This window comes from Pseudomonas sp. CCI4.2 (genome assembly GCF_034350045.1).
In the GTDB taxonomy this organism is placed as follows: domain Bacteria; phylum Pseudomonadota; class Gammaproteobacteria; order Pseudomonadales; family Pseudomonadaceae; genus Aquipseudomonas.
The window spans coordinates 1,884,714-1,904,100 of sequence record NZ_CP133781.1 but is presented as its reverse complement, the minus strand read 5'-3'; the positions used below and the strand labels follow the sequence as shown (position 1 = coordinate 1,904,100).

The following is a 19,387-nucleotide window of genomic DNA, read 5'->3' as shown; positions in this document are numbered from 1 at the left end:
AGCCGAGCGGTTGCCCCCCATGAAGCAAATTTCTTTCGCCGATGCCGAGTACGCCGGTAAACGTAAGCGAACCCGCCGTGAGATTTTCCTGAGCGAGATGGACAAGGTCGTCCCCTGGAAGGGGTTGATCGCTTTGATCGAGCCGCATTATCCAAAAGGCGAAGGGGGCCGCCCGGCGTATCCCTTGATGGCCATGTTGCGTGTGCACCTGATGCAGAACTGGTTCGGCTATAGCGATCCAGCAATGGAAGAGTCTCTTTATGAGACCACGATTCTGCGCCAGTTCGCGGGGTTGAATCTGGAACGCATTCCCGACGAAACCACGATTCTCAACTTCCGTCGCCTGCTGGAGAAAAACCATCTTGCCGGGGGAATCCTGGAGGTCATTAATGGCTACCTGGGAGACCGAGGTTTGATGCTTCGTCAGGGCACAATTGTTGATGCCACGATCATTCATGCGCCGACGTCGACCAAGAATAAAGAGGGTAAACGCGACCCCGAAATGCATTAGACCAAGAAAGGTAATCAATATTTTTTCGGGATGAAAGCGCACATCGGAGTAGACGCTGATACGGGTCTGACGCACAGCGTGGTGGGCACGGCAGCCAATGTCGCGGACGTCACTCAAGTCGATCAGTTGCTGCACGGCGAAGAGACCCATCTCTGTGGCGACGCGGGCTACACCGGCGTAGAAAAGCGGCTTGAACATGAGGGGCGCGAGATGATCTGGTCGATCTCCGCCAGGCCCAGCAGCCGCCGCAAACATGGAGAAAAAAGCGTCATTGGCCGTGCGTTGCGCAAGATTGAATACGCCAAATCGCAAACTCGGGCCAAGGTTGAGCACCCGTTTCGGGTGATCAAGCGCCAGTTTGGTTACACCAAGGTGCGGTTTCGCGGGTTGGTAAAGAACACGGCGCAGTTGGTGACACTGTTTGCACTGTCGAATCTGTGGATGGCGCGCCGACATTTGATGGAGCCTATAGGACAGGTGCGTCCGCAGTATGGAAATTAAGGGTTAATAAGTGCTTAAAACCGGCTTATTCATCAATAAAAGCCGATATTTTCGAAATTTCAGTGAAGTACTTTCTTTCGGAGCGCTTGACGCCCGATTTGCCAGAAAAAGAAGGTCTTATTTCAGACCTTCCCTAGATCTAAATGGTGATGGTGAGTGCGATACCTATATAATAGAACCTATGCCGGATCCTGAGGATAGCTCTAAAATCACGATCAAGATTGGCGGAACCGATAGAGTCGTGGAAGGCGTGTTCAACCTTGGAAACGGCGGCCTTTTTCCAGGCTATTTCCCGACAGATTTTTCTCTTCTATTAGATTTTTACACTGATAACTCAAATATTACAAAGTATGATTTTAGATGGCATCAAGAGTTCAATGACTGGGTTCTTTACAAGGCATCAAACTGGGTTGAGCCTTACCGTGAAAGAGACTTGAATAATGCTACCAATCATCACCCCTCAAAAAATATTTTTCCTACGAATTTTGAGGTTCGGCGTGTTGAATGCTGTGTGAAATTTTCAGACTTCAACTCTCCCGAAGTAACGATAGAGTACGTAGAGTATGGCACGCAGGCCCAACAGATAGGACTGGACTTTGATAAGATTAAGCGCGCTTTGCCTGAAGGGGAAAATGGAAGTCTCTTTAAAGCTATTAATGTGCAAGGGCAGTACATTTCCAGAAACATACCTATCGACTTAATACATGAACTATCTTTAATACTAAACACTGCAAACGCGGGATCGATTAACGACTTCGCTTACTACCTTTACAAAAGCAACCAATCGACACTTGCAATTATGCTACTGGAAAAAATCCTTATTCAGTTCCCCGATAGGATGGTTGCAATTTTAAATTTGGCTGATTCTTACTGGGCGCTCGGCATAAAAAAAGATGCTTGCCCTTTATATGCGAAATATCAAAGAAAAATGATAATTAATAAAAGGCGTGACCGTATACCCGCGTATGTCGAACAGAGAATAGCGTGTCCATAATCAGTACGCGTCCCGAAATTTCATATTCAAAATTAAATTACATCGCTCAGCGCCACATTGGAAAACGACAAAACGAGCTTCTGTAATCTCAAAGATGCAAGCAGCATCAAAGAATATCCAGTTGGCTCCTACAGGGGATCGAAGTTTATCTGTAGGGAAACTCTGAAAAAGGTTTTCAAATCTGGTGAAATGTCCCCCATCACATGAGCCGAGCGGTTGCCCCCCCATGAAGCAAATTTCTTTCGCCGATGCCGAGTACGCCGGTAAACGTAAGCGAACCCGCCGTGAGATTTTCCTGAGCGAGATGGACAAGGTCGTCCCCTGGAAGGGGTTGATCGCTTTGATCGAGCCGCATTATCCAAAAGGCGAAGGGGGCCGCCCGGCGTATCCCTTGATGGCCATGTTGCGTGTGCACCTGATGCAGAACTGGTTCGGCTATAGCGATCCAGCAATGGAAGAGTCTCTTTATGAGACCACGATTCTGCGCCAGTTCGCGGGGTTGAATCTGGAACGCATTCCCGACGAAACCACGATTCTCAACTTCCGTCGCCTGCTGGAGAAAAACCATCTTGCCGGGGGAATCCTGGAGGTCATTAATGGCTACCTGGGAGACCGAGGTTTGATGCTTCGTCAGGGCACAATTGTTGATGCCACGATCATTCATGCGCCGACGTCGACCAAGAATAAAGAGGGTAAACGCGACCCCGAAATGCATCAGACCAAGAAAGGTAATCAATATTTTTTCGGGATGAAAGCGCACATCGGAGTAGACGCTGATACGGGTCTGACGCACAGCGTGGTGGGCACGGCAGCCAATGTCGCGGACGTCACTCAAGTCGATCAGTTGCTGCACGGCGAAGAGACCCATCTCTGTGGCGACGCGGGCTACACCGGCGTAGAAAAGCGGCTTGAACATGAGGGGCGCGAGATGATCTGGTCGATCTCCGCCAGGCCCAGCAGCCGCCGCAAACATGGAGAAAAAAGCGTCATTGGCCGTGCGTTGCGCAAGATTGAATACGCCAAATCGCAAACTCGGGCCAAGGTTGAGCACCCGTTTCGGGTGATCAAGCGCCAGTTTGGTTACACCAAGGTGCGGTTTCGCGGGTTGGTAAAGAACACGGCGCAGTTGGTGACACTGTTTGCACTGTCGAATCTGTGGATGGCGCGCCGACATTTGATGGAGCCTATAGGACAGGTGCGTCCGCAGTATGGAAATTAAGGGTTAATAAGTGCTTAAAACCGGCTTATTCATCAATAAAAGCCGATATTTTCGAAATTTCAGTGAAGTACTTTCTTTCGGAGCGCTTGACGCCCGATTTGCCAGAAAAAGAAGGTCTTATTTCAGACCTTCCGTAGGAGCCCACTTGTTGGCGAGGCGGCAGTTCAATCACCCACTGTCTCAGGCACCGCACGCACAACCGGCTTCACCACCACCGGCTTGGCATCAACCGCGCCGACATCCTTGGTAAAGGTCTTGTCGTTCTCGCCCTTGAAGAAGTTTTTACCGTAAATCAGCAGGCACAGCACCACGCCGATGGCGAAGGCCCAACTGGCGCCTTTGACTGCCAACACCGCGCCGATTACCCCGGCTATCCCGAGGTCACGCTGGCTGCGGGCTTCGAGGATGCCCAGACGCACGCTGACATAACCTTGAATCAACAAGGTCAGCGCCAGCGCCACGCCCAAAATGGGTTGCACCAGTGTCACCACCGGCAGCAACAACAGGCCAGTATTGGTCCCCCAGCGAAAGGAGCCGACGCCGCCGTAAATCGACTTCATCGCCTTCGGCCCACCTTTGAAACGCTCGATCACCACCACCAACATGGCCGCCCATTTCGGCCCGCACATGGCCACGTCTGGACCGAATACGCTCATCAACGCGTTACGCGCTCCGAATATCAGGTGCGCACGGTCGGGGTTGTAGTCCACGTTTTCATCGGTTCGAATCTGCTGCGCTTCGTCGAGCAGCACCTTGGCGCTGAGCACGTCGCCGAAAACGATGATGTACACCGCCAACATGGTCGGGAACGCGGTAATGAACATCGACAGCGGCGGCATACCCAAGCCAAAGATCGTGTAGTTATTCCACAGCCCCATAAAGTCAGGTTTGCTGAAGCCCCACTGAATGGTCGGCCATGGCGCTTCATGGAACAGCGGCGCGATGACCACCGCCAGCAAGATGATCGGCAAAATGCCGAGCTTGGCGAAATTCCACCAGAGTTTGTTGCGCAGTTTCAGCGCTTGGAAGTGCTGGGAGAAGATCAGGTAGAACGCGATACCGATGGTGATCGAGATAGTCCACGGCAGTACGTCGAACTTGCCGCCGACCTGAAACACCGCGCTGACCGCGCTCAAACCGGCGCCCATGATGATCCCGGATTTGATCGCCGAGGGCACGTAAGCCACCACCTTCTTCGCCATCCCTGTTGCGCCTAGGGCGATGGAAAACACCCCGAGCATCATCTGAAACGCAATCAATGCGTGCACACGCTCGGGCCCCATCGGGAAATGCGCGCAATAAGCCATCAACAACGGCACCGCTGGCGTGATCCAGCCGGGCACGGTCGGGTCACCCAATAGATGGTGAGTGAGGTACAGCAGCCCATTGAGCATGACCACGGCCAACGCCACTTCAAAAGGCATGCCCAGCAGTTCGGTCATCAGCGGGATGGCTGCCAAGTCCACCGCGCACATCAACAAGCCTTGGAGGTAGTCCGGCATCTCGAAGTTGTAGTGAATGAACGGCAAACGCACTTTGAACGGGCCTAGCGGAATGTACGGGCTTTCGAGACCCGGTTCGGAAAGGTTGGACATGAACGGCACCTGTCTTATTGGTTTTAGTTGCGGTGTACGGCAGACGCCCGAAGCCAAGGGCTCGGGCGTCATTCGGGCGATCACTCAGTAAGCGGCGCGGTAGATTTTTTCGATGTCGGCGGCGGTGAGTTTGCGAGGGTTATTGCGCATCAACCGGTCGATTTTGCTGGCTTCTTCGGCCATGGCTGGAATGGCGTCTTCTGGCACATTGAAGGCGCGCATCCCAGATGGAATGTCCACGGCAATGCACAAATCGGTCATGGCCTGAACAGCTTGATCGGCGGCGTCTTTGTCGCTGAGGTGCGCCGTCCGCACGCCCATGGCTTCGGCGATATCGCGGAAGCGTTCGACGCAGGCCATCTTGTTCCAAGCCATGACGTACGGCAGCAACAGGGCATTGCTGACGCCGTGGGCAATGTTGAAACGCCCGCCCAACGGGTAAGCCAGCGCATGCACCGCGCCGACACCGGCATTACCAAATGCCATGCCGGCCATCAGGCTGGCGGTGGCCATGTCTTCGCGGGCGGCCAGGTTGGTCGGGTTGGCGTAAGCCTTGGGCAGCGCCTTGGCGATCAGCTTGATCGCGCCAATGGCCAGCGCGTCGGTAATCGCCGAGCTGTTGACCGATAAATACGATTCGATAGCGTGGACCAACGCATCAACACCGCTGGCCGCCGTCACGCTACGAGGGCAGCTCAGGGTCATGATCGGGCTGACCAACGCGACGTCCGGCAGCAAGTAATCGCTGACGATGCCTTTTTTCAACTGCGCTTGTTTGTCCGAGAAGATCGCCACGTTGGTCACTTCAGAACCGGTGCCGGCCGTGGTCGGAATCGCAATCAGCGGCGGGCCTTTGCGCTTGACTTGATCGACGCCGAACAGCTCGGTCAACGGCCCATCGTGGTTGGCAAAGGCTGCGACGCCCTTGGCGATATCAATGGCGCTGCCGCCGCCGAGGCCGATCAAGCCGTCATGGCCGCCTTCGCGGTAAGCGCGAGTGCAGTCTTCAACGATGGAGATTTCCGGCTCGGGTTTGACCTGATCGAAAATGCCGTAGCGGCGGTCGCCAAGGTGGGCGAGAGCCAAATCGACAGTACCCGATTTAACCAAGATGGCATCGGTAACGATCAGTGGGTTGTTGATATTCAAGCGGGTCAGCTCAGCGGCCAGTTGCTCAATAGCAGCGGGACCGGTGATCAGTTTGTTGGCGATTTTGAACGCAGAGATACTCATCGGCTCGTCCTTTATTAGTTGTTTTGCGCGAGGGCGTGCCGGATGAATTGCGAAAGCTGTGCCAAAACCCGCAGAACCCCACAGGGCAGGGGTTCGCGCAAATAACAGACCACAAGAAAGGACGACAGCGATTAGCTTTCTAATCGCTAAAAGGGCCGTTGATTGGAATTCTAATCAGAACGTTCCCAACGCTTCATCTTCTGCACCACGGTTGCCTGGCTGACGCCCAGTGCTTTAGCGGCTTGCCGCGTGGTCTTGTGTACTTGCAGCGCGGCACGAATGGCGGCGCGCTCGGCATTTTCCAGCACCTTGCGCAGTGGAAAGCGGCTGTCATCGGTGTGCAGGGGATTGAGGTTGAGGATTTCTTCGGGCAAGTCCAGTGCTTCGATGATATCGGCATGACTGGTAACCACCAGGCGTTCGACGATATTGATCAGCTCCCGAATATTTCCCGGCCATGCGTAATCGCATAGCACATCGAGGGCTTCGAGGCTCAATTGTACCTGCCGCTGATAACGGGCGTTAAAACTGTCCAGGTAGTAATGCAACAGCGGTGCAACTTCTTCACTGCGCTCGCGCAACGCCGGAATCACAATGGGCACTACGTTGAGCCGGTAATACAAATCGGCCCGGAAGCGCCCTTCTGCCACCAATTGTTTGAGGTCGTGATGGGTGGCGCTGATGATGCGAACGTCCACTTCCTTGAGCTCCAGACCGCCCACCGGGATAAAGCGATTCTCTTCGATCACCTTGAGCAGCTTGACCTGCACCGCGAGCGGTAAATCGCCAATCTCATCGAGAAACAAGGTGCCGTGGTGGGCTAATTCCAGCAAACCGCGCTTGCCCTTGGGACCAGCGCCGGTGAACGCACCGGGGGCGTAACCGAACAGTTCGGCTTCGATCAGGTTTTCCGGCAACGCCCCACAGTTCAGCGCCAAGAACGGCTCTTTGGCGCGGTCGCTGGCGTTGTGGATAAAGTGTGCGACCAAGGTTTTACCAACGCCGGTTTCGCCTTGAAGCAACACCTTTACCGAACTGTTGGCGACTTGCCGGGCCAAGGCGAAGACTCTGCCGGACACTTCTTGATCGGCCATCAGCGGCGAGTGCAGCAGGTTATCGCGTTGACCGGCGTGAAGTTTGGCGGTGCTGTTACGTAGTTGCTTGAGCTGTTGCAGCTCCTCGCGCTCGTGCTTCATACGCAGCAATTCGGTCATGTCCCGCACCGTACTGACGACATAGCGAATGCTTTGGTCTGCGGCGAGAATCGGCGTGGCGCTTACCAGCAGTTTCTTGCCCTGATGCAGGCTTTGCATCACCGACATCGGCTTGCCTTCCTGCAACACGCGCAGTGAGGCCGACTGGGAAATCACCCCTTCCTTGACCAGCTCCTGCATCGGTCGACCAATCAAGTCCGCGCTGTTGAGACCTGTCAAACGCTCGTAGGCCTTATTGACCTTCAGCGTCTTGCCGTCGCCGTCCGTGATGTAGACACCATCGTGCAACGCATTGAGCAGCTCTTCGAAACTGGCGTCGTTTACGTTCACCTGAGGCTCCATGGCGCGGACGGAAAGGTGAGGATGTTACCTCAACCTTTCGCCAACAACTTGGCTTCTACAGAGGCGAAGCGTTTATACAACGACGACTCAAACCTCCTGCGTCCTCATTTTCTCACTGCGACCACGCAGCCATTCCAGCACCAGCAACAGCACCACCGAGAACGCAATCAGCAGCGTAGCAGCAGCGGCAATCGTCGGGCTGAGGTTTTCGCGGATGCCGCTGAACATTTGCCGAGGCAAGGTGGCTTGTTCGGGACCGGCGAGAAATAGCGTGACCACCACTTCATCGAACGAGGTCGCGAACGCAAACAATGCCCCGGAAATCACCCCCGGCGCGATCAATGGCAAGGTCACGCGACGGAACGCCGTCAACGGTGAGGCGCCCAGACTCGCGGCGGCTCGTACCAGATTATGGTTAAACCCCTGCAAGGTCGCCGACACCGTAATGATCACGAACGGGACACCCAATACGGCGTGGACCAAGATCAACGAGATGTAGCTGTTGCCTAAGCCCAGCGGCGCAAAGAACAGATAGCTAGCAACGCCGACAATCACCACCGGCACGACCATCGGCGAAATCACCAGGGCCATGACCAACGCTTTGCCGGGGAAGTTGCCACGGGTTAAACCGATGGCGGCCAAGGTGCCGAAGCCCATGGCCAGAACCGTGGCAGCCGGGGCGACGATCATGCTATTCCTCAGCGAACGCATCCATTCTGCCGAGGTAAAGAAATCCTGATACCAGTGCATGGAAAAGCCTTGCAGTGGATAGACCAGAAAACTTCCAGAGTTGAACGACAGCGGAATGATCACCAGCACCGGCAACACCAGAAACAGCAGCACCAGCCCGCAAAGAATGCGCAGAACGTAAAACCAGATCCGCTCGATGGGCGACGTGTAAGGGCTCAGCATGTTGACTCTCCTCAGCTCAAGCGCATACGGCTGGCGCCGACAAGCCAGCTATAAATCAGATAAAGCACGACGGTCGCCATTAGCAGCAAACCGCCCAGCGCCGTGGCCATGCCCCAGTTAATGCTGGTGTTGGTGTAGAAGGCGACGAAGTAGCTGACCATTTGATCGTTGGGGCTACCGAGCAGTGCCGGGGTGATGTAGTAACCAATCGACAAAATGAACACCAGCAGACAACCCGCGCCAACACCAGCGTAGGTCTGCGGGAAATACACCCGCCAGAAACTGATCATTGGGTGGCAACCCAGGGAGATTGCGGCGCGCATGTAGGTGGGTGAAATGCCCTTCATCACGCTGTAAATCGGCAAGATCATGAACGGCAGCATGATGTGCACCATCGAGATGTATACCCCAAGTCGGTTGAACACCAACTCCAGCGGTTTATCGATAATGCCCATAGACATCAACGCGCTGTTGATCAATCCGCTTGATTGCAACAACACGATCCAGGCCGCGACTCGCACCAGAATTGACGTCCAAAACGGTAACAGCACCATGATCATCAGCAGGTTGCTTTGTCTTGATGGCATGTTCGCCAGCAGGTAGGCCAGGGGATAGGCCAACAACAGGCAGACAATGGTGATCACCAGACCCATCCAGAAAGTGCGGGCGAAAATGTCGAGGTAAATCGCTTGATCAGGGGTCGCGGGCGCCACTTCACCGAGGTCATCGATGCGATGGTCAACGGCGGCCAACAAGTAAAAGGGGGTAACACTACTGGTGTTACGACGGATCGCTTGCCAATACGCGGGGTCACCCCAACGCTCATCGATCGCTTCCATCGCGTCTTTATAAGATGCCGGTTCGGTGGCGAACGGCAAGGCGCGGGACGTTTTGGTCAGCAAGCTGCGATAGCCGGCTAGTTCCATGTTCAGCCGCTTGGACAGATCGCCCAGGGTTTGATTCTTGCGGGCATCCGCCAGGTCGATGCTCAGTGCTTTATATACCGGTTCCGAGGGCAGGCTTTTGCCGTCCCATTGCGCAACGGCGGCAACGGTGTGCGGCATGGCGTTGACGACTTCAGGGTTACCGACGCTCTTGTACAGCAGCGCAACAATCGGCACCAGAAACACCAGCAACAGAAACAGCACCAATGGCGCGATCAATGCCTGAGCCTTCCAGCGATTAACCCGTTCTGCACGAGCCAGACGCTGTTTCAGGGTGGGGCTGGCGCCTTCGGTGAGGGGCACTGCGATGGCCATAACGAACTCCGAAAATCTTTGAACAATGGATGCGGCCCTCCACCTTGCGAGGGAGGGACCGCACCTAGATCTAACTCAACGCAAACTGCTTACTTGGCAGCCCACGCAGTGAAACGCTGCTCCAGTTGCTCACCGTTGTCAGCCCAGAAGGCGACGTTGATTTGCACTTGGTCCTTGATGTTTTCCGGGGTGGTCGGCATATCTTTCAGAATGCCTTTGTCCAACAGCGGTACGGCGGTGGTGTTGGCCGGGCCGTAGGCAATGTTTTCGGAAAAGGTCTTCTGCTGTTCCGGGCTAAGCGAGTAAGCGAGGAACTTTCTTGCCGCATCGGCACGGGATTTCTCCAGGCCTTTTGGAATCGCCCATGAATCGAAATCGTAGACGCCGCCGTTCCACACCACTTTCAGGTTGCTTTCTTTTTGCACTGCAGCGATACGGCCGTTGTAGGCCGAGCTCATGACCACGTCACCCGACTTGAGGAACTGTGGCGGTTGAGCGCCGGCTTCCCACCATTGGATGGAAGGCTTGAGTTCGTCGAGCTTTTTGAACGCGCGGTCCTGACCGTCTTTACCAGCCAGCACTTTGTAGACGTCTTTCGGTGCAACACCGTCTGCCATCAGAGCGAATTCAAGGGTGTACTTGGCGCCCTTACGCAGGCCACGCTTGCCTGGGAATTTCTTGGTGTCCCAGAAATCGGCCCAGCTGGTTGGCGCGGTGGTCAGTTTGTCAGCGTTGTAAGCCAACACGGTAGACCATACGAAGAAGCCTACGCCGCAGGTCTGAATAGCGCCTGGCACGTAGTCTGATTTCTTGCCTGGAAGGCTGGCCGGATCGATATCTTCGTACAAGCCTTCGTCACAACCAAGCGACAGCTCAGGCGATTCGACTTCTACCAAGTCCCAGGACACACTTTTGGTGTCGACCATGGTTTTGATCTTGGCCTGCTCGCCGTTGTATTCACCCGCAATGATCTTGCCGTTACCGGCCTTTTCCCACGGAGCGTAGAAGGCTTTTACCTGGGCGTCCTTGTTGGCACCACCAAAGGAAATAACGGTCAGATCCGGTCCTGCCGCCATGGCATTGGCCGCGCACATCATGCCTAGCGTAATAGCGGTGAACTTCAAAGATTTAAGCATTTATTGTTCTCTCCACAGTGTGCAGTGTTGGTTATACCTGGGGCGATTCATTCGCCTCTGACAGTTAAAGCGCTTCCAGCAAAGGATCGAGTGCGCGAACGTGCTCGATCTGCCATCCAATTGGCACAACATCGCCCACAGTCAGCCCCGGATCGAGTTCCGCGACTGGCTGCTTAACGAAGAAGTCTGTTTTTCCTGCAACTTCCAAACGCACACGAACGTGGTCGCCCAGATAAATGAATTCCGCGACGCGGCCAGAGAATCGGTTTACGCAGTTTTCACTGTGGCCGTTCACGCGGACACGCTCAGGGCGCACCGACAAGGTCACCGGATCACCGATTTCGCCGACATTGACCGCCAACGCTTCGACCTTCTCGCCACGGGCCAGGGTCACGACGCAGCGATCACCGGAACGGCTGACCAAGTGGCCGTTGAGCCGATTGTTTTCGCCAATGAAGTTAGCAACAAAAGTGTTTTTCGGCTCTTCATAGAGCGTGCGGGGCGGTGCGATTTGCTGGATTTCACCCTGATGGAATACCGCCACCCGGTCCGACATGGTCAGCGCTTCGCCTTGGTCGTGGGTCACGTAAACCACGGTGACGCCGAGACGCTGGTGAAGGTGCTTGATTTCCATCTGCATGTGTTCACGCAGTTGCTTATCCAAGGCACCCAACGGCTCATCCATCAGCACCAACTGCGGTTCAAACACCAACGCACGGGCCAACGCGACACGCTGTTGTTGACCACCGGAAAGCTGCGCCGGGTAACGATGGGCGAAGGCGTCGAGTTGGACCATGCTCAAGGCGCGCTTGACCCGATCACTCAGATCAGACTTGTTAAATCCACGCACCGACAACGGGAACGCGAGGTTCTCCGAAACCGTCATGTGTGGAAACAGCGCGTAGTTCTGGAACACCATGCCGATGTCGCGTTTGTGTGGCGGAACGTTGTTGATCGCACGCCCCGCCAGTTTGATTTCGCCCGCAGTGGGCGTTTCAAAACCAGCCAACATCATCAGGCTGGTGGTTTTGCCGGACCCGGAAGGCCCGAGCAGCGTGAGGAACTCGCCTTTACGAATTTCCAGATTGAGGTCTTTGACGATCAGGTTTTCGCCGTCGTAGCTTTTCTGTACTCCACGGAAGCTGACCAGAACATCACTCAACCCAGCGCTTGAATCGACGTCGCTCATTACCCACACCTTTGTTTTGTCTGCCGTGGGTCAAGACTAGATCAGGCTGTAGTTCCGGCAAATCGGCGAGCAAGAGAGATTGCTGTAGGGATTGCCCTACAGTGATGGCGCAAATAAGCATGTCTACTCGCGGGCACCTGTAGGAGCCAACTTGTTGGCGAGTGTTTAGCCTTGTCTCAGGCAGGTCCTCTCGCAAACAAGTTAACTCCTGCAGAAAAGCGCTAGCACCTTTAAGGGTCGTTTTTAGACATGCCCCCCAGTTACAACAACTTATGCTCCAGCGCATATTTCACCAAATCAGCCAACGACGTGATGTGCAGCTTCTGCATCAACCGCGCTTTGTGGGTGCTGATGGTTTTGCTGCTCAGGGCCAGTTGCTGGGCGATGTCATTGACGTTGGCGCCTTGGGCTAGACGTTCGAACACTGAGAACTCGCGCTCCGACAATAACGAGTGCAACGGTCGGTTATCGGTCAGGCCGACTTCGAAGACCATGCGGTCCGCAAGGTCTGGATCGATGTATCGCCCACCGGCAGCGACCCGGCGAATGGCCGTCAGCAGCAACGCGGGGTCGCTGTCTTTGGTGGCATAACCGGCAGCACCAACTTTCAGTGCTCGCGCCGCCATCTGTGCTTCATCGTGCATCGACAGCACCAAAATCGCCGGCGGATTGTTGAGCGCACGGATCCGTGGGATGGCTTCGAGGCCGTTGACGCCGGGCATTGAAATATCCAGCAGCACCACTTCGCATTCCACATGGCGCAAAGCTTCCAACAACTGTTCGCCGTTGCTGGCCTCGCCCACGACCACCAAGTCCTTCGCCAACCCGATCAGCTGTTTGAGCCCTTCGCGGACGATGGCATGGTCTTCGGCTACTAATACACGGATCACTGTTCTCGCTCCTGCCCAACGGTTTTAGATAATTCAACGGCCAGCGGAATATAGGCGCGCAAGGTTGTGCCCTCACCCGACTCGCTCTCTAGCTGCAATGTGCCGCCCAGCATCAGCACCCGCTCTCGCATACCCACCACGCCAAACGAGGTCGGCCTACCCTGCCCAGGTACAAAACCGCGCCCATCGTCGGCGACGGTCATGCACAACACGCCATCTTCCAGCGTCAGGCTCAGCTCAACCGTGTGTGCCTCGGCATGTCGCATCACGTTCGTCAGCGCTTCCTGAAGAATACGAAACAAGCCGATGGCCTTGGCATCGCTCAGCGCCGGCAGGTTGTCCGGGACCTCTACCAGGCAAGGAATCTGGGTTCGGGCTTCGAACCGTCGCGCTTGCCACTCAATGGCTGACGCGATGCCTGCGTCGAGAATCGGCGGACGCAATGCGGTGGCCACGTCGCGCACCAACTGGAACAGCTGGGATATCAGCCGCTTCATGCTGTTCAGTCGGTCATGCAGGCCAGGATCAAGGTCAGCGTAGGCCAATTCGCACATGGAGGTTTCCAGCTTGAGCACGGTCAGCATCTGCCCGAGCTCGTCATGCACTTCACGGGCAATCCTCGCCTTCTCTTCTTCGCGCACACTTTCCAAGTGCGCCGACAACTCGCGCAACTGCTCGCGGGAGCTGGCCAACTGCAACTCGATAAGCTTGCTGTCGGTAATGTCCCAAACAATGCCATCCCATACCATCCGGTCATCGTCCAGGCGGCGAGCGATGGCCTTGATTTCCGCCCAACGCTCGTCACCCTCCCGGGTCAGAATCCGCCCCTGCCAGGACCAATCGCTGTCGCTGTCCAAGGATCGATCTTGCACCACGTGGTAACCGACCCGGTCATCGGGGTGCACCAAACTGCGCAATCCCATGCTTGGGTGACGCAATGCAGCGGGTGCATAACCCACTAGGGTTTCACTGCCCTCGCTAATGTAGGCGAATTCCGGTTCGCCGCCGACTTGAGCGCGTTCCAGGCGAAATACCAGCCCCGGCACGTTAGCCGCGATGCCCTGCAACCGAGCTTCGCTTTCCTGCAGCGCCGCCACGGCACGTCGTCGATCGGTGACATCGGTGAGGAATACGACCAAATATTCGGCGTCCCTGAAGCGCATAAAGCTGAGAGAGACATCAACCGGCAAAAAGCTGCCGTCGGCGCAGATGCAGTTGGTTTCAAAGCTCTGCGGGCTTTCTTCGGTGGAGCGAGCGCGCTTCCACAGGTTCAGCCAACGGTCCATGTGTAGACCGGGTTCGAAATCGATCAGCGGCCGATCAACAACTCCGCCCACGGCATACCCCAGCATCGCCTCGGCGGCATGATTGGCGTAGCGCACATGGCTGTCCCAATTGACCCAAAGAATGCCAACGGTGCTTTGGTCGATGGAAAACTGCGTCAAGCGCAGGGCTTTTTCGCTGGCTTGACGCCGTGCGATGTCTTCACGTGCGGCGCCAAGGCTGTGCTCCAACGCGTGTTGCTGACGACGCTGCCAGATGACAATCGCAAAGCAGGCGAGGAACAGGACGGTTACCAGCAACGTCAGGTTTTGCCAAAAGCCGGGAGACTCGCTCAAACGGGGGTATTTAGGCTGCATCCAGCGCGAGTGAAGTTGTTCAAGGTCACGGGCTGGGATCGCATGCAGGGCGGCCGTAACAATGCCCGCCAACTCTGGCCAGTCTTTACGCGACGCGACGCGCAACAACTGGGGCAAGCCAATGTCACCCACCACCGCGAGCCCGATAAAATCCGGTTCGACTGACAGCCGGCTTAGCTGCGCCTCGTCGACTACGGCGTATTTGGCCTGTTGGCTCAGCAGCAACTGCAACGCTTGACGCTCCTGCGGAACACCCTGCAGGTTGAGATGGGTGTAGGTGCTGCGCAGATAGTCGGCTACCAGGCTGGGCATTCGTACCGCCACCCGATCACGGTTGTCGAGTTTTTCCAGATCAACCCCGCCCCCGCCGCTGCGCTCACCCACGATCAGATTCGGCACGCGCATGTAAGGGTCGGAAAACAGCCACAACCGCAAACCAGCAGGCGTTTGAGTCAAACCGGGCGCCAGATCGACAGCACCTTGTTCGAGCGCAGCATCCAGCGCCGCTTGATCGGGGTAATTGCGCCACAGCAATTCTACCTGCAAGGTTTTTTCAAGCGCCTTCATCAGGTCGACGTTGGCACCGGACAATAACTGCAGTCGCTTATCCACCTGAGCATAGGGCGCTTGCAACACCAGCCCAATGCGCAACTGACCTCGCTGATCGAGCCAGGCACGTTGCTCCGGGCTCAATACCGCAGCGGCCCCAACCGGCGGGGGCGCGGCATGAACCAGAAACGGCAGGCCCGTCATGAGTAGACTCATAACGTAAAAAAAGCGTCGGCCCACCCACCAAGCGCGCATCAATCGAATCATAAACGTGTCATTCCATTGCTCCATGAATTACTGCCTTGCTGCGGTACCGCCCAAACGCCTGACAAATGCTGATCAACCCATTAGGCTGCCAGCACGTTTCTGGCCTGGAATATCCGATGTCCTACACCTTTCGCGCATCGCTTCCTACATTGTGCTTGGCGCTGATTCTACCGTGCGCTCTGCCCGTGATGGCGGCTAGTCCAGCACCCGACAAAGATTCGGCCACTAAAACCGCGCCGCCGCCGGAACGTCAACTGCTGCTTGAGCGCAGCCAGGAGGACGCGGCAGCCCTGCAACGGCAACTTCCGCCAGCAGAGGTGCAGCAATTACAAGCGGGTGACGAGACTTTTCTAGCCTTGTGGAAACCGGCCAACATCGATCAGCCCAAGGGCGCGGTGATTATCATCCCCGGTGCAGACGAGTCAGCCGATTGGCCCCAAGTAGTCGGCCCATTGCGACGCAGATTTCCTGATGAAGGCTGGGGTAGCTTAAGCCTCACACTCCCAGATGCACCAAACAGCGGCAGTTTGCCGCGGGTTGAGGAGACCGTAGCTACGGCACCGGCTAAAGACGCCAAAGTGGTCGCAGCGCCAAAAAGTGCGGAACCCGAGAACACTGCCGAAGCCGATGCGGCTGCGAGCGTGGCCCGTGCGGCGGCGGCGGATGAGCAGGCCAAGGCCGAAGCAGAGCGGATTTTCGCCCGCATCGAAAGTGGCGTCGCGTACGCACAACAGCAAAAAGCGCGCAGCATTGTGTTGCTCGGGCATGGCAGCGGGGCTTATTGGGCTGCCCGTTTCTTGGGTGAACGGCCTTCGCCGCTGATACAAAAACTGATATTGGTCTCAGCGCAAGAGCCTCTGAACGCCAAGCCACCCTTGAGCGAGTTGGCGACCACGCTCAAAGTCAAAACCGCTGATTTCGTCTACAAGGATTTCGCGCAAAACCTTGATGCCGCGCAGCAACGCCTACAGGCGAGCAAACGCTCGAAAAACATCAACTATACCCAAGTAGCCCTGACCACACTGCCGGGAGATAACGCAGCACAACAGGAGCAACTGTTCCGCCGCGTTCGGGGATGGTTGGAGCCTAAATAACTGGGCACCCAGTTCCCTGGATCACGCATTCGACGCCGCGCTGTTTGCCCCGTGTCAGAACTGAAGCCTTCCCGATAAATTCGGTCCCGCCGTTTTGACGCTGCACGGATTTTTTTAGGAGCTGCCGAAGGCTGCGAACGGATGTTTGGCCTTTTGTCCCACCCACCCCTTCGAGTCTAAACATACAAGTAGGCTTGCCAACGAAAGCGTCAATGCGGGCGACCCAGGTTTCAGGTCGACATCAGCGGCGCGATTACCGGCCTCTTCGCAGGCAAGCCTGCTCCCACAGTATGTACGATGGCTTGTGTTCCCTACCGAAAGTCCCGCCGCTCACGAATCAAGGTATAGGCCTGGTGCAACTCTTGAGTTCTGTCGGTCGCCTCTCTTACCTGCACAACATCGGCACCATTGCCTGCAGCTTTGTCGGGATGATGGCGACTGAGTAGGCGTCTGTAAGCATGCTTGATCTGAGCAGGCTCCGCATCCGCCTCCACGCCCAGCAAACGCAGCGCTTCTTGATAAGCGTCAACGCTGACGGCGAGCGGCTTTTTCAGCGGGTCGTATTCGCTGGCCAGTGCTTGAACTTTTATTGCCGTCCAGCCTAGCCACTTGCCCCACAGCACAATCAACTCGCGCTCCTCCCGCGAAACCTTGCCGTCGGCCCAGGCCATGCGCCAGCACGCACGCAATAATCCTTCGGCCGCATGCGGCTGGGTTTTCAGTCGGCGCAAATAGCTGTGTAGCCGGTCACGTCCTTTTTTGCCGCGATTGAACGCTAGAATTGCACGCTGCTGAGCCGGTTCACTCAAGTCCATTCGACGCATTTCTTCGCGCGCCTGCTGAATGTGACCATCGACAACCCGACCATCGTTCTTCGCCAAACGACCGAGCAGAATGAACAGCAGCTCGTCATCACGGGGTACAGCGCGGCCCCCTAGGCGCTGACGCAAATGGGCCCAACTGTGCAGCGCCAAACGTCGGTCCAACGCCTGACCGAGCAGCGCACCGAGCAGCGCTCCCGGAATACTGGCAATGGCAAACCCGGCACCCGCACCGATCACGGTACTTGGCCACAGCATCTAGCGACTCACCGCAAGCAATCGCTCAACTTCGGCAAGGCGTTCATGGGTTCCGACATCAACCCAGCGGCCGAGGAAATGCTCACCCGAGACCAAGTCATGGGCCATGGCCGATCGCAACAAAGGCGCCAACTTGAAAGCCCCCGCCTCGCAACCATCGAAGAGCTGCGGATGCAGAATGGCCATGCCACTGTAGGTTAACCTCGGAGCGGTCTGACTGGGCTCAACTCGGCCTTCCACCAGCGCAAAATCCCCGGACAAGTGATGTGCGGGATTGTCGACGAGCACCAAGTGCGCCAACCCGGCAATGGGACGATGCAACTTCACAAAGTCGTAATCGGTCCAGATGTCGCCGTTGACGACCAAAAACGGCTTGTCGCCGAGCAAGGGCAAGGCGCGAAAAATCCCGCCTCCGGTTTCCAACGGCTCGCCTTCTGGCGAATAGCTAATGCTCAGTCCAAACCGTTCCCCGTCGCCGAGGCAGTCCTCGATCTGCTGGCCGAGCCAGGCATGGTTTATCACAACCTCGGTAAAACCCGCCGCGTGCAAGGCCCGCAGGTGGTATTCAATCAATGGCACATCCCCGGCACGCACCAACGGCTTGGGCGTATGCAGGGTCAGCGGGCGTAGGCGTTCGCCCTTGCCCGCGGCGAGAATCATCGCCTTCATGCGTTCACTACCTTCATCTTCATACAACAGCTCCAACGGGTTGACGCAGGCTTGCCAACAGCGCTCCCAGCTCAGCCAACTCCGGTCGTCGTGCCAGGACCGCTTCTATATAAGCAAAGAAACGGGGCACATCGGCCAGGTAGCGGGGTTTGCCGTCACGGTGGCAAATACGCGCAAAAATACCGATCACCTTCAAATGCCGCTGCACGCCCATCAAATCGCTGGCCCGCAGAAATTCCTCAAACGTTTCTTGCACCGGAATACCCACCTTCGACGCGTCCTGCCAATACTTCAGCAGCCACCCCTGCACCCGCTCCTCGGGCCAACTCAGAAATGCATCCTTGAACAGACACGTCACATCGTAAGTGACCGGCCCATAGACCGCGTCCTGAAAATCCAGCACGCCGGGATTAGGTTCACTCAACATCAAATTGCGTGGCATGTAGTCGCGGTGCACCAATACCTTGGGCTGCGCTAATGCACTGTCGATCAAGCAGTCGCTGGCTCGTTGCCACAACGCCAACTGCGCCACGTCCATTTCGATTCCCAGATGACGCTTTACGTACCATTGAGGAAACAACTCAAGCTCGCGACGCAGCAATGCAACGTCATAACTGGGCAGCGGCGCGTCCATGGGCAACTGCTGATAGGCCAACAACGTGTCGAATGCATCGGCGAACAATTCGTCTGCATTTTGCGCATTGATCACATCGAGATAGGTCTTGCGACCCAGGTCGTTGAGCAAAAGAAAGCCGCGCCTAAGGTCTTCGGCATAAATTTTCGGAACATTAATTCCTGATTTACTTAATAAATCGGCGATATCCACGAACGGTTTGCAGTTTTCCTGGGGAGGAGGAGCATCCATGACAATAAAAGTTCGTCCGGCACCCTCCCAACGGAAATACCGTCGAAAACTGGCGTCACTACTGGCCGCAGTCAACGTGGCCGGGGGTACGGCGCCCCAACCTTGAGCTGTAAACAGCGCTGGCAACTGCTCATCGAGCCAAACTTTCAGGTGTTGCAGGCGTACATCTTGATCTGGCATTACAAGGGTCTCCGACGGCGCTAGCCGTCAAGCGGGTCATGCTTTATTA

The 19,387-nt window shown here is 56.1% G+C and carries 15 protein-coding genes and 1 pseudogene; 4 read left to right on the top strand and 12 right to left on the bottom strand.

The window, feature by feature from the left end; all coding sequences use genetic code 11:
* Positions 1-19 precede the first annotated feature (19 nt).
* From RHM65_RS08490 to RHM65_RS08480, 3 genes and pseudogenes are all read left to right on the top strand, one after another.
* A pseudogene (locus RHM65_RS08490) lies at positions 20-1,012 on the top strand (IS5 family transposase).
* 10 nt (positions 1,013-1,022) lie between these two features.
* A complete protein-coding gene (locus tag RHM65_RS08485; protein ID WP_322184712.1) occupies positions 1,023-2,006 on the top strand; it encodes a hypothetical protein in 984 nt (327 codons plus the stop codon).
* A 226-nt stretch (positions 2,007-2,232) separates the two neighbouring features.
* On the top strand, positions 2,233-3,225 hold the full coding sequence (locus RHM65_RS08480; RefSeq protein WP_322165339.1) for an IS5 family transposase: 993 nt from the start codon (positions 2,233-2,235) through the stop codon (positions 3,223-3,225).
* A 164-nt stretch (positions 3,226-3,389) separates the two neighbouring features.
* Here the strand turns inward: RHM65_RS08480 and RHM65_RS08475 are convergent, their stop codons facing one another.
* The 9 genes from RHM65_RS08475 to RHM65_RS08435 form a co-directional block, all read right to left on the bottom strand.
* The gene (locus RHM65_RS08475; protein ID WP_322166369.1) at positions 3,390-4,820 is read right to left on the bottom strand and encodes a hypothetical protein; all 1,431 of its coding nucleotides are present in this window, start codon (positions 4,818-4,820) and stop codon (positions 3,390-3,392) included.
* Between the two features lie 84 nt (positions 4,821-4,904).
* The gene (locus tag RHM65_RS08470; protein WP_322166370.1) at positions 4,905-6,053 is read right to left on the bottom strand and encodes an iron-containing alcohol dehydrogenase; all 1,149 of its coding nucleotides are present in this window, start codon (positions 6,051-6,053) and stop codon (positions 4,905-4,907) included.
* A gap of 170 nt (positions 6,054-6,223) precedes the next feature.
* Complete coding sequence (locus RHM65_RS08465; protein WP_322184709.1) at positions 6,224-7,597, bottom strand: sigma-54 interaction domain-containing protein; 1,374 nt, start codon at positions 7,595-7,597, stop codon at positions 6,224-6,226.
* Between the two features lie 99 nt (positions 7,598-7,696).
* Positions 7,697-8,521 (bottom strand): ABC transporter permease, encoded by an 825-nt coding sequence (locus RHM65_RS08460; RefSeq protein WP_322166373.1) that lies wholly within the window; start codon positions 8,519-8,521, stop codon positions 7,697-7,699.
* Between the two features lie 11 nt (positions 8,522-8,532).
* Positions 8,533-9,780 (bottom strand): ABC transporter permease, encoded by a 1,248-nt coding sequence (locus tag RHM65_RS08455; RefSeq protein ID WP_322166374.1) that lies wholly within the window; start codon positions 9,778-9,780, stop codon positions 8,533-8,535.
* Positions 9,781-9,869: 89 nt separating this feature from the next.
* Entirely contained in the window at positions 9,870-10,916 is a 1,047-nt protein-coding gene (locus tag RHM65_RS08450; RefSeq protein ID WP_322166375.1) for an ABC transporter substrate-binding protein, read from the bottom strand.
* 64 nt (positions 10,917-10,980) lie between these two features.
* Positions 10,981-12,105, bottom strand: a complete 1,125-nt coding sequence (locus RHM65_RS08445) for an ABC transporter ATP-binding protein (RefSeq protein WP_322166376.1) — start codon at positions 12,103-12,105, stop codon at positions 10,981-10,983.
* 260 nt (positions 12,106-12,365) lie between these two features.
* A complete protein-coding gene (locus RHM65_RS08440; protein WP_322166377.1) occupies positions 12,366-12,995 on the bottom strand; it encodes a response regulator transcription factor in 630 nt (209 codons plus the stop codon).
* On the bottom strand, positions 12,992-15,400 hold the full coding sequence (locus RHM65_RS08435; protein WP_416194824.1) for a PAS domain S-box protein: 2,409 nt from the start codon (positions 15,398-15,400) through the stop codon (positions 12,992-12,994). The genes RHM65_RS08440 and RHM65_RS08435 overlap by 4 nt, the downstream gene beginning before the upstream one ends.
* Positions 15,401-15,567: 167 nt before the next feature.
* Here RHM65_RS08435 and RHM65_RS08430 point away from each other — a divergent pair, with 167 nt between their 5' ends.
* Positions 15,568-16,545, top strand: a complete 978-nt coding sequence (locus tag RHM65_RS08430; RefSeq protein WP_322166379.1) for an alpha/beta hydrolase family protein — start codon at positions 15,568-15,570, stop codon at positions 16,543-16,545.
* Positions 16,546-16,856: 311 nt separating this feature from the next.
* Here RHM65_RS08430 and RHM65_RS08425 read toward each other — a convergent pair whose 3' ends face one another.
* Genes RHM65_RS08425 through RHM65_RS08415 form a run of 3 tightly spaced genes read right to left on the bottom strand, consistent with a single transcriptional unit; the run spans position 16,857 to position 19,338 of the window.
* Complete coding sequence (locus RHM65_RS08425; protein WP_322166380.1) at positions 16,857-17,624, bottom strand: TerB family tellurite resistance protein; 768 nt, start codon at positions 17,622-17,624, stop codon at positions 16,857-16,859.
* Positions 17,625-18,293, bottom strand: a complete 669-nt coding sequence (murU, locus tag RHM65_RS08420) for an N-acetylmuramate alpha-1-phosphate uridylyltransferase MurU (RefSeq protein ID WP_322166381.1) — start codon at positions 18,291-18,293, stop codon at positions 17,625-17,627.
* Between the two features lie 19 nt (positions 18,294-18,312).
* Positions 18,313-19,338: an aminoglycoside phosphotransferase family protein gene (locus RHM65_RS08415; protein ID WP_322166382.1), complete on the bottom strand. Its 1,026-nt coding sequence runs from the start codon at positions 19,336-19,338 to the stop codon at positions 18,313-18,315.
* Between the last annotated feature and the right edge of the window lie 49 nt (positions 19,339-19,387).

Coding starts and splice junctions, on each gene's coding strand:
- RHM65_RS08480 (WP_322165339.1), top strand. CDS start 2,233: ATGAAGCAAATTTCTTTCGCCGATGCCGAGTACGCCGGTAAACGTAAG.
- RHM65_RS08475 (WP_322166369.1), bottom strand. CDS start 4,820: ATGTCCAACCTTTCCGAACCGGGTCTCGAAAGCCCGTACATTCCGCTA.
- RHM65_RS08470 (WP_322166370.1), bottom strand. CDS start 6,053: ATGAGTATCTCTGCGTTCAAAATCGCCAACAAACTGATCACCGGTCCC.
- RHM65_RS08460 (WP_322166373.1), bottom strand. CDS start 8,521: ATGCTGAGCCCTTACACGTCGCCCATCGAGCGGATCTGGTTTTACGTT.
- RHM65_RS08455 (WP_322166374.1), bottom strand. CDS start 9,780: ATGGCCATCGCAGTGCCCCTCACCGAAGGCGCCAGCCCCACCCTGAAA.
- RHM65_RS08450 (WP_322166375.1), bottom strand. CDS start 10,916: ATGCTTAAATCTTTGAAGTTCACCGCTATTACGCTAGGCATGATGTGC.
- RHM65_RS08445 (WP_322166376.1), bottom strand. CDS start 12,105: ATGAGCGACGTCGATTCAAGCGCTGGGTTGAGTGATGTTCTGGTCAGC.
- RHM65_RS08435 (WP_416194824.1), bottom strand. CDS start 15,400: ATGAGTCTACTCATGACGGGCCTGCCGTTTCTGGTTCATGCCGCGCCC.
- RHM65_RS08430 (WP_322166379.1), top strand. CDS start 15,568: ATGTCCTACACCTTTCGCGCATCGCTTCCTACATTGTGCTTGGCGCTG.
- RHM65_RS08425 (WP_322166380.1), bottom strand. CDS start 17,624: ATGCTGTGGCCAAGTACCGTGATCGGTGCGGGTGCCGGGTTTGCCATT.
- murU (WP_322166381.1), bottom strand. CDS start 18,293: ATGAAGGCGATGATTCTCGCCGCGGGCAAGGGCGAACGCCTACGCCCG.
- RHM65_RS08415 (WP_322166382.1), bottom strand. CDS start 19,338: ATGCCAGATCAAGATGTACGCCTGCAACACCTGAAAGTTTGGCTCGAT.